The following is a 14314-nucleotide window of genomic DNA, read 5'->3' as shown; positions in this document are numbered from 1 at the left end:
TCTATTTATACGATGCAGTTTTTTAATAAAGCGCTAGTCTGCGTTGTGTTTAAGTATCGAAGTGTCAATTCTAAGGAGTTAGGTGAGTGAATACGTTTGTCTGTAAAGGTTTTATCTTTGATGTCGATGCGACTCTTGTTGATACCACACAGGTTATCAATAATATTTGGCAGAAATGGGCAACACGAAATGCCATTGAGTTCTCAAAAGTATTACCCCACGTGCATGGCAGAAAAATCAGTGAAACACTTGCGCTAGTCGGCTCAAAATACTCAAACTCTGAAGAAGAAGCGGTTGTGAAAGAGATTGCAATGGAAGCTATGAATGCTGCGACCGAAATCGATGGTGCATTGGATTTTGTGTCAACCATACCTTTGCATTCATGGTCTATCGCAACCAGTGGGCCTAGGAAAGTAGCGGAAACCAGTTTGCTTGCATCTGGTTTTCAGATTCCCGCCAATATGATTTGTGCAGAAGACGTCACTAATGGGAAACCACATCCAGATCCATTTTTATTAGCTGCTCAAAACTTAGGTGTAGATGCGGGCAATTGTGTTGCGTTTGAAGACTCTCCAGCAGGGGTTAAGTCGGCTAAAGATGCAGGATGTTTTACGGTCGCCATTTTGACCAGTCACGAAAAAGAAGATTTACTATTAGCTGATCTCATCGTTGATGGTTTCTCTGATTTAACGCTTAAACAACGAAATAACCAATACGAATTGTGTTGGTAGCGCTAAAGGTGGTTTAACTTAGAAAGGTTACCACAAGGGCAATGTTCGTAAGCGTCAGGCTGAGCGATCTGACCGGATACTTTAAGCAAGGCTAGGCAACCAAGTGTTTAATGTTAACTCTTAAGGAGCACACCAACATGAGTTATGAAAGAAAGCTTGAGAGGGCATTGCAACAACTCCAAGCCGCTAAGATTTCAAAATGGAACTACAACGCTCCTTTACATCAATGGTTGCGTAAGGCTGGGATCAAGTTAAGACCACCTTACTATGTTCCATTTCTACGAAATGTAGTGGTGCGCTTTGTTGAGTTTTTCGCCTTTTTTCTTCCTTTAACATCGCTGCTAAGCATATCGAGAGAGGGAGTGACCTTTTCAAACATATTGTATGAATCATTCATCGCTGGTGCCTTTTATGCTGTTTTTATGAGCGCATATTATCTTTGGACGTATCGGAAGTGTGAACTGACAAGTTGGGAAGAGTTGTAAGCGAAAAGTTATTCATATGACGTGTGATCTATCGGTGAGCGCAAAAAATAACAGTCATGAAGCTGCTCTTTTTTTGTTTGCCAGTCTACATTAATACGATTATGTCTATGAGTCTGCTGACGAAATCTTGTTGTTTGACTCGATTCACTGCTATAGCTAAATGTACTTATTCGATTCAATGGAATGCTAAAAATGAGTGACGTATGGATCCGTTAACGCAGGGCGTGCTAGGCGCTTCGTTGTCGCAATCAGCGAGTAAAAAGCAGCACTTGGTGGTTGCTGGAGTTTTGGGTTTACTCTCTGGGTTAGCGCCAGATTTAGATGCGTTTATTCGATCGCAGAATGATCCTTTGTTGGCTTTGGAGTTCCATCGACAATTTACTCATTCACTTCTGTTTATCCCCATTGGCAGCTTGATTTGCGCGTTGGTTTTACATTCATTGATCGCCAAAAGGCGTGGTTTCTCTTTTAAACAAAGTTGGCTGTATTGCGCGTTAGGTTATGGCACTCATGCTTTGTTGGATTCATGCACTACGTATGGCACTCAGTTGTTTTGGCCACTCACCAACGAGCGTTACGCTTGGAACACCATTTCGATCATCGACCCTGTCTATACACTGCCTATTTTAATCTTGCTTGTGTTTGCAACATGGAAACGAGTCCCTTGGTTGGCTCGTGTCGCGTTTCTTTGGGCTTTGATTTATCCAACTCTCGGAATGATACAAAGGGACAGGGCAGAGGCTGTAGGGTGGCAACTAGCGCAAGAGCGACAACATACGCCTATCCGGTTAGAGGCTAAGCCGAGCTTTGCGAATATCTTAGTTTGGAAAGTGGTCTACGAAACAGAGAATCGATACTATGTAGATGCTGTACGGGTAGGTACCTCCGTTAAGACATACCCTGGTGAATCAATCGCAAAACTGAATGTTAGCCTGGATTTCCCGTGGCTTGACCTTAATTCACAGCAAGCAAAAGACATTGAACGTTTCCGCTGGTTCTCAAATGGTTATGTGGCACAAGATCCCACGGATGAAATGCGTATTATCGATGTCCGGTATTCAATTGTACCGAACCAATTGAGAGCGCTTTGGAGCATTAAATTAGAGCCATCGGTGGATTCAGAAATGCACGTACGTTATGAAACACATAGAGACAATACCCCAGAATCCAGACAGATTTTCTTAGACATGTTGAAGGGTGATTGATGCCTTTGGGTTTTGGTCGCGCTAAAAGTGCTTAATTGGACTTCCAATATAAAGGCGAATAATGGAAATAAAAAAGTATCATCGTGACTATTTACCTGCGCTAAGGCAGCTATATTTAGATTCTCGAACAGCGACGTTTACGTGGCAAGATACCACCGTATTCGAGCTGTCAGATTTTGAACGAGATACTGACGGCGAACAAATTTTGGTTGCTGTCGAAGGTAGCGAAGTCTTAGGGTTTATCTCAATTTGGGAGCCCGATGGTTTTATCCACCATCTTTTTGTTAGCCCTCACAAATTACGTCATGGAGCAGGTGCAAGACTATTGAGTATCAGTAAACAACATTACTCTGCGTTGAGCTTAAAATGCTTGGTTGCTAATGAAAGCGCTACTGATTTCTATCACTCAAATGGTTTTGTGATTGCTTCAACTTATGATGATGGGCTAGACAGTTATCACCTAATGACGTTCTCTTCATAAGTTTTATCTTAGTAAGAGCCATTCTATTCACGTCTATTGGTTAGGTTATTTGTACTAGTCAGCGGTAGGGCGGTAAATTTTGATGGTTGATTCTCAATATTTGTTAGGATTAATCGTTAAGGTTAAGCATTAGTCGATAATCGTTATAAGTTTCGAGGGAATTATGGAACAGGTCATCAAAGAAGCCATTGAATTACGTAAAGAAGCTAAGTATCACGAATCTCGCTCTTTGCTAGGTAGGTTGCTAACCAATAGCCATTATGCGGCGAAGGCTCACCTACAGATTGCGTGGTCATATGATAACGAAGGTAAAGAGCTAGAAGCTATCGATCATTACCTCTTGTCTTTGTCTGGCGAATTGTCAGAGACAGAACGCTTTGATGCTTTATTTGGCTTGGCTTCTACTTATCGAAGCTTGGGTCAATATCTAGAGGCTTTGAGTTATTTCGAGCAAACTCTGAGTGAGTATCCTGATTCAATAGAAGTTCAGCCTTTTTATGCTATGTGTTTGTACAATGTAGGACGTCATAAGGAAGCGATGTCTATATTGCTCGACCTTTTGGTGTCGACAACAAATAGCGATGCAATTAAAGAGTATCAGCGAGCTATTTTACTCTATAGCAAAGACTTAGATAGAAAGTGGTAAGCGAAATAAACACATAACAAGAGCTTAGGGACAGGTTATGACTATTGCATCAGGTGTCGCGTAATTGTGAACTGTCAACGAATTAGGTTGAGTAGGAACTATGGATAATTCCCACAAAATACGATTACACGATACTTTCTCGGAAATAGCTCCATTGAGTCAAAACGATGTGGAATTGGCTATTCAATACTTCACGACTCAGACATACCAACCGAAAGAGTACATATTTCATTGTGGTGATTTGGTATCAGATGTTCACTTTGTTCTCGATGGGATCGGTCGGTATTTTTATATCGACGAACAGGGGAATGAGCGTAATAAATCCTTGGTAAGAACAGGTGGCGCGTTCACTAGTATGGGCTCATTGATCGAATCGAGTCCCAGCCCGTTTTTTGCTCAAACACTGACGGAATGTACTGTTGCTTCGATACGTTATGAAAGTTTGGTCGAGCTATCTAGAAGTCACCGTAATTGGGGCGAGTTCCTGCGCAAATTATTCGAACGTCTTGTGCTTAAGAAAGAGAGAAGGGAAGCTGGCTTTCTCCTGTTGAGTGCCAAAGAACGCTACCAAGAATTCTTAACTGAATTTGGTGACGAAAGTAAGAAAATACCGCTTCGCCATGTGGCTATGTATATAGGGGTTACTGACGTGACTCTATCGAGAATTCGTCGGGAGATGGGCTTAACATAGGTTAAGGTGAAGGCAATTCGGTTTTTATATGCTTGATGACTCTTTTAACGGAGTATCGAAATGAAAAAACTATTACCACCCATTCTCTTCCTGATTTTTGCCATTAGTATGAGCTTAATATGCTGGTGGCTTGGCTCTCATCATCACATGCTTTATCCGTATAACCTAGCTGGACTGGTTGTCATTGGTGTTGGGCTTTTACTGGCGATGTCTGGCAAGCGACTATTTAAAAAACGAAACACAAATATCATGACGTTTGATGAGCCAACTCTATTGGTAACAGAAGGGGTCTATAAGTACACTCGAAACCCAATGTATTTGGGGTTTGTTGTTTCATTGTTGGGTTTTGCAATACTGACCGGTGCCGCGAATTCCTCTTTTTTGCTTACGGCGGTCTTTGTCCTTGTGACTGACCGATGGTACATAAAATTTGAGGAACAAATGATGCGCGATAAGTTTGGTCAAGACTATGAAGACTATTGCCGAAAAGTAAGGCGGTGGATCTAAATAGCAATATACGGTATCTAAACACAAGATAGCGTATCTAAGTTGATTCATTATGCTCGGTATTTATCTTTGAGTTTGCCTCTAACAAGTGATGTCGATTGCTTGTAACATACAAGGAACAACGACTTTGGTTGAATGCTTCGATAGTCGCATTTAAGTGAGGTATCGTCTTTCATCAGTTTGAGGCTTTTATGCTTGAATTTAAAACCGTGGGTCTTTTCGTTTTAACGGCCATAGCAGAGATAGTGGGCTGTTATTTACCTTATCTGTGGCTTAGGCAAGATAAGAGCATATTACTTCTAATCCCTGCTGCGTTAAGTCTGGCTGCTTTTGCTTGGTTGTTAACGCTTCACCCGACTGCAACGGGCCGTGTTTATGCCGCGTATGGCGGGGTGTACATTTCAGTTGCACTGGTATGGCTTTGGCTTGTTGATGGCGAAAAGCCGACAATGTGGGATCTGGTTGGCGGATCTATTGCACTGTTTGGCATGGCGATCATCATGTTTCCACCCAAGCATGGCTAAAAAAGTACGTTAAACCACTCTTAAGTATTTCATGTATTGCGTTGCTTGAAATACGCAAAATTCATCATTATCTTGGATCGAATATGGACGTTGATTGTAAAGTCGTAGCAAGTAAAGATAGCCTAAAGTACCGTGCAGTAAGGCTTGAAAGCTTGAAATTACACCCTGAATGCTTTGGTTCAGGTTACGAAGCTCAATCGCAACTACCGATTCTGTATTTTGAGGGGCTCATTGAAAGTGATACTCAAGAAAGTGTCATGATTGGCGCTTTTGTCGGTGAGGATTTGGTTGGTTTATGCGGTTTAACTCCAGCTGACGGGAACGCTTTAGAAATTATTCAGATGTATGTCTCTGCAAAATTTAGAGGGCAAGCCATTGGGTCTAAAATGTTGGCTAAAGCTAATACAATTTTAGAGTCACGCTCTGAAAAAGAGTTGAGACTGACTGTGTTTGCCAGCAATGTCGCAGCTATTAAGGTGTATCAAGACTTTGGCTTTGAAACTAAGACTACCGATGGAAATGAGTTGGTGATGATTTTACAGCCATCAACTTAACGAATCAACATGTGTCACGTAGAACTCTAATGTGTTCTATTTTGACATTTCTTTCGAATCGACAGGATTGCTGCTGACGAGAAGCCAAGAGATTCTAAGCATTTATGGTGACCTTTAAGGTCTAAATTATCGAATTGTTGATGCCATTTAACCAAATGGTGCCTTGAATATGATGTTAGAGATTTGATTGATAAACTGATATTGTGCAGTTTGTTTTATATCTTCGCTTGGTTTATATAAATGTTTGATAATAAATACATTAAACACCCGCACAATTGCGAAAAGTGTCAATGTTTGACTCCGCATGTTCCTATCCAAAGATCTGAAGATTCTGCATTAGAAGTTAAGCAATCTAGCTTTCATATCTTATTCGAGTATTTAACGACTTTGTTGTTTAAAGGTGATTCTCATACTGGATCATTCCATCTTGATCACGAAGAAGAATTTAAGTGTGAAAAGTGTGGTACCAGATCGTGGCATTAATGCTCACTGACAAGTTTATATTGGTGTCTAGGAAGTAAGACGGTGATTGGCTGTTTTAACAATGATGTGTTTGAAGTGGTTCTGGAGTCGCCAATTTGTATTGTGCTCCAGCCTGAAATTTATAAGTATTTGGTCATAAAATGAAAGCTATATCTCTACTATCAGCCTTGGTTCTATTAGCTGGCTGTTCTGATGCTGTTACAAATCAATACGCGACATACGCAGAAGCGCAACAGGATAGCTTGTTCGAAAGAGGGTGGTTGCCTGACATCTTGCCTGAATCGACGATTGATATTGAGGTGGTTAATAATCTCGACAATAACACCTCACATGGTGGGTTTTTGGTTGAGAAGTCGGGCCTTCAGGCTTTCTTACAACAAGTGAAGCCAACTGACTCAGACAATCAGTATCGTTTCGTTGAAGGTGATAATGTTTGGACTTTCACCGTTAACAATGATGGTTTGGTGACTTATACGTTGGGTGATTTATAGTCTGGATAGCTTTTAGGTTCGGTGACTTATAGGGTCGATGGCTTATAGAATGGGATGCTAACTTAGGCCAGAACAAATGGCTGGTGGAATAAGACGGATTGTTAAAATGGCTAAACATGCGCGATTAAATCACGATGTTTAGCCATTTTTTATTGCATTAGATAAGGATCTATCGGGATTTCACCAATGAACTGAAACCCGACGAAAACCTATCGAATTAACAGTAACGGAACACGACTGTTCGACAGAACTTTGGTGGTATTACTTCCTACAAAAAACTGTCTCAGTTGAGAATGCCCGTAAGCACCCATTACCATCATTCCAATTTCATGCTGCTGTTGATAATCGATAAGTGCTTTATCGACCGTACCTGTTAGTGATGCTGCGGTTACGCTGATCCCTGATTCTTCAAGTTGGATTCTTGCTTTCTCGAACGCGGCGTCTTTATTTCCACCATCATCGATCATCACCAAGTGGCAATCTAATCCTTTTAGTAAAGGTGTTTGAATCGCCTTGTCGATTAACTTCTCGCTAATGGCGCTGCCATCAAACGCAATCAGGTATGAGTCTGGAAGCTTAAAGCCTTCACATACAACGAGTATATGAGCTTTAATCGAGCGAATGACGGTTTCAAGTTGCGAGCCGACCGAGTGAGAATCTCCTGATCTGCCGATAACCAACACACGTAACTCTTCTTCAAGATCCAAGAGTCCTTCTAATAAACTGCCGTGACGCTGCAATTTACGTACGTCTTTCACGCCTTGGTTTAACGCCCATTTTTGAGCTTCTTCCAGTAATGTATTACCGTGTTTTAGCATGATTTTACTACGCGCTTCGTCCAGTTCAGCCAGCTCTTCAAGCAACTCTTCTTGGCTCCCTAAACCTATTTGGCCAGAGAATTCACTCACCACGGGCTGAGTCGAATGATCCAAAGCGTGGAAGAGAACCAACGGAGCATCTACTTTGTTTGCAACCCAAGCACTGGCTTCGCAGGTGGAAGTTGTAGAGTTAGCGCCATCAATACAAGCGATTATGTTTTTCATGTGTTTTCCTTAATGTCCGGCCAATAGCTTTTCAACTTCTTCGGGTTTATCGTGCACGCCAAATTTGTCGACAATAGTGCGCGTGGCTTGGTTCATTCCTATCAAGTCCACATGTGTCCCTTCGCGGCGAAACTTAACGACGACTTTGTCTAATGCTGAAACGGAGGTGACGTCCCAAAAGTGTGCTGCCGATAAATCTATCGTCACAGATTCAATTACTTCTTTAAAATCAAATGACTCAATAAACTTATCGGATGAAACGAAAAAGACCTGTCCGATAACGGTATATTTACGGCTGTTTTGCTCTGTGCTGTCATTTTTGATGACCATCATTCGACTGATCTTGTTAGCGAAGAACAGTGAGGCCAGCAGCACGCCAACAAGTACGCCAATGGCTAAGTTGTGGGTAACTACAACAATAATGACCGTAGCAAGCATCACAATATTAGTCGATAAAGGGTGCTTCTTTAGGTCTCGAATAGAGCCCCAAGAGAACGTTCCGATCGCGACCATGATCATCACAGCAACCAGTGCTGCCATAGGGATCTGCTTTAACCATGGGCCAAGAAAAACGACCATAATTAGCAAGAATACACCGGCTGATAGTGTCGACAATCGGCCGCGACCACCTGATTTAATATTGATCATCGATTGCCCGATCATCGCACAACCCGCCATACCGCCTAAGAAGCCAGTAAAGATGTTGGCAATGCCTTGTCCTTTACACTCTCGGTTCTTATCACTGCTGGTGTCGGTAAGGTCGTCAACAATCGTCGCTGTCATCATTGATTCCAATAAACCTACTACAGAAAGTCCAACGGCATAGGGGAAAATGATAGACAAGGTTTCTAAGTTGAGAGGTACATCAGGCCATAGGAAGATAGGCAACGTATCAGGTAAGTTCCCCATGTCGCCGACAGTGCGAATATCAATATCGAACCACATTGCGATGGCAGTTAGAATGATGATACACACCAAAGGTGAAGGGATTAATTTGCCAATAACAGGCAGGTAAGGGAACAGGTAAATGATGCCTAGGCCGCCAGCGGTCATCGCATAAACATGCCAAGTTACGTTGGTGAGCTCAGGCAATTGAGCAAGGAAGATTAAGATGGCGAGGGCATTTACAAAGCCAGTCACAACAGAGCGTGAGACAAACCGCATAAGGCTCCCAAGCTTCAAATATCCAGCCAAAATTTGCAGGACACCAGTCAGTACGGTCACAGCCAATAAATATTCTAGGCCATGTTCTTTGACTAAGGTGACCATTAATAATGCCATGGCACCAGTGGCCGCAGAAACCATCCCCGAGCGCCCTCCGGTGAAAGCAATCACAACAGATATACTAAAAGAGGCATACAAGCCAACTTTAGGGTCAACGCCAGCGATGATAGAAAAGGCGATGGCTTCAGGAATTAAAGCAAGTGCTACAACGAGACCAGCAAGTAGGTCTCCACGGATGTTCGACATCCAATCAAGTTTGATATTTTGGTACATTGAATTCTCAATTTGGGCACGGCAAAACGCACCAGAAATGGATCTGGGGTGCGGATGAGTGCTTCTTTGATAAAATTTTGGCGCGAAAAAGCAGCCTAAGATAGGCGGATAATTAACAAGCGCAAAGAGTGAGCATGATACTAAAGACTAGTATTGAGCTTCGGTTAGCAGTGAGAGCTATAGGGGGGATGGAACGTTTAAGGCGGCGTAATTAACACAGGTATTAATATCCTCTTGTTGTATTTTAAAAAAGGCAACTATACGCCGATATGACTATTTATCAATCGCTGGTGGCATAGCTGTTGAGCGCATCAGTGCAAACTTACATTTCACATTTCGATGCTTTGGTTTTTCGTCAGGTGATTAACGAGTGCTCTGATTATTCAAAGGGTGAGTGTATATGGAGCAAGAAAATACGAAGTGAGTAAATTCGAATCGCTCATATGACGGGCAAAAAAAGAGCAGCGAAAGTGCTGCTCTTTAGGATGATTATAGGTAACGGCTTCTTAGATGATCTTTAAAGTACTGTGCATTCAGGGTTTCACCCGTTGCGCCTTTCACCAAATCATCGGTGGTTAGTAAGCTGCCTTTGCTCCAAATATTCGACTCTAACCAAGTGAAGATAGGTGATAGGTCACCACTTTCAATCACTGAGTTCACATCCACCGTTTTCTTCATTGAAGCCATGAACTGAGCCGCGTACATCGCACCTAATGTGTAAGATGGGAAGTAACCGAATGCGCCGTCTGTCCAGTGGATGTCTTGCATACAGCCATTAGTGAAGTTGCCTTGAGTGCTTAAACCAAGATATGACTGCATCTTGGTGTTCCACAATTCTGGAACATCGGTGTGTTTGATGTTGCCGTTGATCAAGTCACGTTCAATTTCGTAACGTAAGATAACGTGTGCAGGGTAGGTCAGTTCATCGGCATCGACACGGATGAAGTCTTTCTTCACGCGAGTGTAGATCTTCTGGAAGTTCTTTTGCTCAAACTCAGAACCAGAAAACTGCTTGCCAGCTAGGTTTGCTAAGTGCCCTATGAACGGGTCGCTGCGGCCAACTTGCATCTCGAAGAACAAAGATTGAGATTCATGGATACCCATAGAGCGAGCTTCACCTGCTGGTTGGCCTGCTAGATGTTTTGGTAAACCTTGCTCATAACGTGCGTGCCCAGTTTCGTGGACAATGCCCATTAATGATTGAACGAATTCAGCTTCGTCGTAGCGAGTCGTAATACGCACATCTGAAGGTACGCCACCACAGAATGGGTGAACACTTTCATCTAATCGGCCGTGTTCAAAATCGAACTGAAGCAGCTTCATGACTTCTAAGCCAAGTGCTTTCTGTTTTTCAGTCGAGTAGATACCTGATGGCGCGTTAAATTGCTCGCTCGATTGCTTTTCGATCACTTCGTCAATCAGGCTTGGTAGCCATGTCTTAACGTCGGCAAACAAGACATCAAGTGAAGCAGAGCTTGTGCCCGGTTCATAGATATCAAGCATGGCATCATAAGGTGTTAAGTTTGCCGCATCGGCGCGGATCTGTGCTTCTTCACGAGATAGCTCAACCACTTCACACCAGTTCTTTTCGAACCCAACCCAATCATTGTTACCACGTTGGCTGCGCCATGCATGCTCACACTTTGAGCCAGCTAGAGATTTAGCTTCAACCAGCTTTTCAGGAAGTAGGTTGGCTTGTTGCCATTGGCGTTTAATTTCACGCAGAGACGATTGTTGCTCGCTATTTAGCGCTTCGTTTTCAGCGTCTGAAATCCAATCGCCAAGTTGTGGCTGAGTCATTAAGCCGTGAATATGAACAGAGAGTTCGGCCATGGCTTCGCTACGTGCTTGGTTACCACCTGCAGGCATCATTGAAGCTTGGTCCCAACCACAAATAGAGGCTAGGTGTTGAAAGCGTGAACATTTTTGAGAGTGTTCGACTAGTTTTTTGAATGCGCTCATTTGACTACTCTTAATTTGGTTTCTTTAAATGATCCTTAAAATCCTTTCGGTTAAGGTTCATCTCTCATGTACTTTGATTATGGCTTTGCTTTTTAATGCGCTGTACTTCGTAGTCGAAGATCTAGCGATAAAAGCAGGAAGCGGTACGATGCCTTGAATTTACTATTTCTTAACAAATTAAACTGTTCCATTGTGCACAAAATCAGTGACTTGTATAGCAGATGGCAATTGTTGCTTGCGAATTGTTCAGATACACGGTATTGATGATAGATCGCTGAACAAGAATGACAATGATATGGATATTTTGAACTTTGAGGCATTTTTAATTGCCATCACTATTTTAACGCTAACGCCGGGTTTAGATACGGCATTGGTGATTCGCAATACTAGCCGCTCCGGCTTAGCTGACGGTGTTATGACCAGCTTAGGTATTTGTGGCGGCCTTTATGTGCATGCCTTTTTCTCTGCTGTGGGGATCTCCGCGATTCTTGCTCAATCAGCTGAACTCTTTCAAGCCGTCAAAATGGTGGGTGCGGTTTACCTGATTTGGCTTGGCTTAAGCAGTTTACGAGCTTTGATGAAAAATGGCGGCGGGATGCAGGTCGGGGATCAAGCTAAGCAAGCATACAGTGCTAAGCGTTCTCTGCGTGAAGGCTTCCTATCTAATGTACTGAACCCGAAAACAGCGGTTTTCTATTTGGCCTTTCTGCCTCAATTCGTAAACCCTGAAGGTTCACCGTTATTACAATCCATGCTGATGGCTTCAGTGCACTTTATGATTGCTATGGTGTGGCAATGTAGTTTGGCTGGGGCTCTGAACTCCGCTAAAAACTTACTTAAGAACGCGAGTTTTATGAAGTGGATGGAAGGTGTGACTGGCATGGTATTAGTTGGGCTTGGCGTTAAGCTTCTGATGGAAGAGCCAGTATAATCTGAACCGTTTTTGGGTATAGGTTATTGGGAGTCGTCCTAAAGGCTCTACACAATTGAATTAAAAAGAAGAAAGCCCACGCTAGGTTTGTATATAAACACTGCCGTGGGCTTTTTTGTTACTGGTAAATCGAGTGTCAGATGTGAGCCACTGCGTTATTCAACAACGCTAATGTTCATCTCTGCGCCTTCGAAACCTAAGTCACTCAACTCATCTGCATTAAAGTTGGTGGTAACTTCGATATCGCCAATGCGCTCAGTGGTTTCATTGAGTGAATCAACACTTCTTTTGCTACGAACACTGTTGGTAATTGGTGTTGCTTGGCCAATTTCAATGGTGCCTGCAAATTGAGATTCAGCGTTAAAATCACCAGATACGTAAGAGTGGAATGGGCGTAAGCTTCCTCCAGTCGCGTACTGCATGCTCGATAAACCGGCTTCTTTGATCGCCCAACCCCAGTCCCACCATTTCGTTTCGCCTGGAATGTATCGGTGATCCCATTGGTAACGAATATCGGCTGATTCATTGCTACTGCGGCCCATAGTGAAGGTGTGAGCTTTGTAAGGGCGGTTGTCTGGGTGGGTGTGCCATGCGTTACCACTCCAACGAAGGAAGCCGTTAAATTCAACATCGTAACTGATGTCGGCGTTGAATCGGTAAGGATAAGAGATGGTTGAACGATACAACTCAACTCGAATCGGCAGCTCTGAATTCGCTGGAACCATAGGACGAGCTTGAAGTGTGACTTGCTCGCTAGTGGAGTTTCCGTTGGTTTCAGCAAAGCTCTGGTTCGCTTCTAACTTAATGGTTAGCTTAGTCTCGCCAACTAAAGGCCACTTGAATGTATTCTCTGTTTGAACACTTTCAGAGAAACCATAGCTATTCGTTTTCGACCAATTTGTAGACTCATCGACTTTCAGATCGACAACGACTTGTTGCGCGATGTTACTTCTGTTTCTTGCCGTTGCATAAACGGTCTTAACCAGTTCACGATCGGACTCGACGACATCGCCGTGCCAAAAGTTATTGTCGTTAACGGTGTAGGTGAAGTTGTCGACGGTGATCTTAGTCTTTTCGTTACAGCGATAACCATCACAAGAACCACTGTTGTTGCCCTGTATTACCCAAGAGTTACCTGAGCGTTTAATCGTCATGTCCTCACCAACATACTGACTGTTGTTACCGCCAACCCATGCATAACCTAAGTTATGAGCTAGGTAGCTAAGAGGGCGTACAAAATCATTGCGGTTGTTCACCAAGTCATATTCAACGTCGATCTCGCTGCCTTCTGTGACGGCTTTGGCAGAGTAGTTTGGAATTTCAGATTGGTCATTGTTCGGGTAACAGAACGTTGACCCGCTGCTCGATTTTTTAATTTCGCCATGATAACCAGGCCCCATGATCACCCAGTTTCCTTTCAGCCCAGTGATCTGCCAAGTGCCCATACGAGCGACCAAAGCATTCTTTTGTTCTTGCGCCTCATAACGGTCTAAAGGGCGATAACCAGAGCGACATACATCTTCACCAAGTTGGTCAAACACTATTTGGTCTGGATAAACCTTTGCGTTTACACCGGTAGATAGAACAGACAACACTGCGGTTGCTAAGAGACTTCTGTTTATATTAATCATTAACAATTCCCTCGTTTGTAATTTTTCTATTTTGATAATGTTTTGTGCGCCGTGCAGTTAACAAGACCAATTCACTTTTTCATGTTGATAAATAGATAGATACTGAAAAGGGTTGAATTAAATTACCTCTTTAATTCAATGGGTTGTATTGCTAGAAGTGTTTTTATGGTGAAATTGTATGCAACTGGAAGTGAATTGTTTGATGGGGATCAAACCGTTTTTAGAAAAATGAGACGCAATTATCGCGACTTTAACGTCAAATTATTTTGGCGATTGTTTAATCGCGTGTGAGGTGAATGATTAAGTACAATAAGAGGCATATTATTCACATGGCCTACAGCTTTAACTTGATATGTGAATTAACAATAACGATATAAATTTAGTTTGGTTTTTTAAATTTAGCTTAGGTTTTTAAATGTAATCAGTTGTTTTAAACATCCGATTAATCGAAT

The 14314-nt window shown here is 42.7% G+C and carries 16 protein-coding genes; 12 read left to right on the top strand and 4 right to left on the bottom strand.

Annotation, left to right across the window (positions count from 1 at the left end; all coding sequences use genetic code 11):
• Window positions 1–86: 86 nt before the first annotated feature.
• From QUF19_RS09665 to QUF19_RS09615, 11 genes are all read left to right on the top strand, one after another.
• Window positions 87–731: an HAD-IA family hydrolase gene (locus QUF19_RS09665; RefSeq protein ID WP_286292155.1), complete on the top strand. Its 645-nt coding sequence runs from the start codon at window positions 87–89 to the stop codon at window positions 729–731.
• A gap of 137 nt (window positions 732–868) precedes the next feature.
• A complete protein-coding gene (locus QUF19_RS09660) occupies window positions 869–1216 on the top strand; it encodes a DUF6404 family protein (RefSeq protein ID WP_286292154.1) in 348 nt (115 codons plus the stop codon).
• Between the two features lie 203 nt (window positions 1217–1419).
• Window positions 1420–2421 (top strand): metal-dependent hydrolase, encoded by a 1002-nt coding sequence (locus tag QUF19_RS09655; protein WP_286292151.1) that lies wholly within the window; start codon window positions 1420–1422, stop codon window positions 2419–2421.
• A gap of 61 nt (window positions 2422–2482) precedes the next feature.
• Window positions 2483–2902 (top strand): GNAT family N-acetyltransferase, encoded by a 420-nt coding sequence (locus QUF19_RS09650; protein WP_286292147.1) that lies wholly within the window; start codon window positions 2483–2485, stop codon window positions 2900–2902.
• 163 nt (window positions 2903–3065) lie between these two features.
• Window positions 3066–3548 carry a tetratricopeptide repeat protein gene (locus QUF19_RS09645; RefSeq protein ID WP_286292144.1) on the top strand — a complete coding sequence of 161 codons (483 nt, stop codon included), beginning with the start codon at window positions 3066–3068 and terminating at the stop codon, window positions 3546–3548.
• 100 nt (window positions 3549–3648) lie between these two features.
• Complete coding sequence (locus QUF19_RS09640; protein ID WP_286292142.1) at window positions 3649–4239, top strand: Crp/Fnr family transcriptional regulator; 591 nt, start codon at window positions 3649–3651, stop codon at window positions 4237–4239.
• A gap of 60 nt (window positions 4240–4299) precedes the next feature.
• Entirely contained in the window at window positions 4300–4746 is a 447-nt protein-coding gene (locus tag QUF19_RS09635) for a methyltransferase family protein (protein WP_286292139.1), read from the top strand.
• Between the two features lie 191 nt (window positions 4747–4937).
• Window positions 4938–5270: a YnfA family protein gene (locus tag QUF19_RS09630; RefSeq protein WP_286292135.1), complete on the top strand. Its 333-nt coding sequence runs from the start codon at window positions 4938–4940 to the stop codon at window positions 5268–5270.
• A 41-nt stretch (window positions 5271–5311) separates the two neighbouring features.
• On the top strand, window positions 5312–5824 hold the full coding sequence (locus QUF19_RS09625) for a GNAT family N-acetyltransferase (RefSeq protein ID WP_286292132.1): 513 nt from the start codon (window positions 5312–5314) through the stop codon (window positions 5822–5824).
• Between the two features lie 240 nt (window positions 5825–6064).
• The gene (locus QUF19_RS09620) at window positions 6065–6307 is read left to right on the top strand and encodes a hypothetical protein (protein WP_102434464.1); all 243 of its coding nucleotides are present in this window, start codon (window positions 6065–6067) and stop codon (window positions 6305–6307) included.
• A gap of 140 nt (window positions 6308–6447) precedes the next feature.
• The gene (locus QUF19_RS09615; RefSeq protein WP_286292122.1) at window positions 6448–6798 is read left to right on the top strand and encodes a YbbD-related protein; all 351 of its coding nucleotides are present in this window, start codon (window positions 6448–6450) and stop codon (window positions 6796–6798) included.
• A gap of 209 nt (window positions 6799–7007) precedes the next feature.
• On the opposite strand, the gene QUF19_RS09610 is transcribed toward QUF19_RS09615, so the two are convergent.
• The 3 genes from QUF19_RS09610 to QUF19_RS09600 all read right to left on the bottom strand — a co-directional run bounded on the left by QUF19_RS09610 (window position 7008) and on the right by QUF19_RS09600 (window position 11300).
• Entirely contained in the window at window positions 7008–7841 is an 834-nt protein-coding gene (locus tag QUF19_RS09610; RefSeq protein ID WP_286292119.1) for a universal stress protein, read from the bottom strand.
• A gap of 9 nt (window positions 7842–7850) precedes the next feature.
• A complete protein-coding gene (locus tag QUF19_RS09605) occupies window positions 7851–9338 on the bottom strand; it encodes a SulP family inorganic anion transporter (RefSeq protein ID WP_286292117.1) in 1488 nt (495 codons plus the stop codon).
• Between the two features lie 489 nt (window positions 9339–9827).
• The gene (locus tag QUF19_RS09600; protein ID WP_286292115.1) at window positions 9828–11300 is read right to left on the bottom strand and encodes a carboxypeptidase M32; all 1473 of its coding nucleotides are present in this window, start codon (window positions 11298–11300) and stop codon (window positions 9828–9830) included.
• Between the two features lie 295 nt (window positions 11301–11595).
• On the opposite strand from QUF19_RS09600, the gene QUF19_RS09595 reads away from it, so the two are divergent.
• Window positions 11596–12231: a LysE family translocator gene (locus tag QUF19_RS09595; protein ID WP_286292112.1), complete on the top strand. Its 636-nt coding sequence runs from the start codon at window positions 11596–11598 to the stop codon at window positions 12229–12231.
• A gap of 155 nt (window positions 12232–12386) precedes the next feature.
• Here the strand turns inward: QUF19_RS09595 and QUF19_RS09590 are convergent, their stop codons facing one another.
• Window positions 12387–13862 carry an aerolysin family beta-barrel pore-forming toxin gene (locus tag QUF19_RS09590; protein ID WP_286292107.1) on the bottom strand — a complete coding sequence of 492 codons (1476 nt, stop codon included), beginning with the start codon at window positions 13860–13862 and terminating at the stop codon, window positions 12387–12389.
• Window positions 13863–14314: the final 452 nt, after the last annotated feature.

Source organism: Vibrio sp. FE10, from assembly GCF_030297155.1.
Classification (GTDB): Bacteria; Pseudomonadota; Gammaproteobacteria; order Enterobacterales; family Vibrionaceae; genus Vibrio; species Vibrio apostichopi.
Note: the sequence above shows the minus strand (reverse complement) of the source record. Positions and strands in the feature narration are given on the sequence as shown.

Coding starts and splice junctions, on each gene's coding strand:
- QUF19_RS09660 (WP_286292154.1), top strand. CDS start 869: ATGAGTTATGAAAGAAAGCTTGAGAGGGCATTGCAACAACTCCAAGCC.
- QUF19_RS09655 (WP_286292151.1), top strand. CDS start 1,420: ATGGATCCGTTAACGCAGGGCGTGCTAGGCGCTTCGTTGTCGCAATCA.
- QUF19_RS09650 (WP_286292147.1), top strand. CDS start 2,483: ATGGAAATAAAAAAGTATCATCGTGACTATTTACCTGCGCTAAGGCAG.
- QUF19_RS09645 (WP_286292144.1), top strand. CDS start 3,066: ATGGAACAGGTCATCAAAGAAGCCATTGAATTACGTAAAGAAGCTAAG.
- QUF19_RS09640 (WP_286292142.1), top strand. CDS start 3,649: ATGGATAATTCCCACAAAATACGATTACACGATACTTTCTCGGAAATA.
- QUF19_RS09635 (WP_286292139.1), top strand. CDS start 4,300: ATGAAAAAACTATTACCACCCATTCTCTTCCTGATTTTTGCCATTAGT.
- QUF19_RS09630 (WP_286292135.1), top strand. CDS start 4,938: ATGCTTGAATTTAAAACCGTGGGTCTTTTCGTTTTAACGGCCATAGCA.
- QUF19_RS09620 (WP_102434464.1), top strand. CDS start 6,065: ATGTTTGATAATAAATACATTAAACACCCGCACAATTGCGAAAAGTGT.
- QUF19_RS09615 (WP_286292122.1), top strand. CDS start 6,448: ATGAAAGCTATATCTCTACTATCAGCCTTGGTTCTATTAGCTGGCTGT.
- QUF19_RS09610 (WP_286292119.1), bottom strand. CDS start 7,841: ATGAAAAACATAATCGCTTGTATTGATGGCGCTAACTCTACAACTTCC.
- QUF19_RS09605 (WP_286292117.1), bottom strand. CDS start 9,338: ATGTACCAAAATATCAAACTTGATTGGATGTCGAACATCCGTGGAGAC.
- QUF19_RS09600 (WP_286292115.1), bottom strand. CDS start 11,300: ATGAGCGCATTCAAAAAACTAGTCGAACACTCTCAAAAATGTTCACGC.
- QUF19_RS09595 (WP_286292112.1), top strand. CDS start 11,596: ATGGATATTTTGAACTTTGAGGCATTTTTAATTGCCATCACTATTTTA.
- QUF19_RS09590 (WP_286292107.1), bottom strand. CDS start 13,862: ATGATTAATATAAACAGAAGTCTCTTAGCAACCGCAGTGTTGTCTGTT.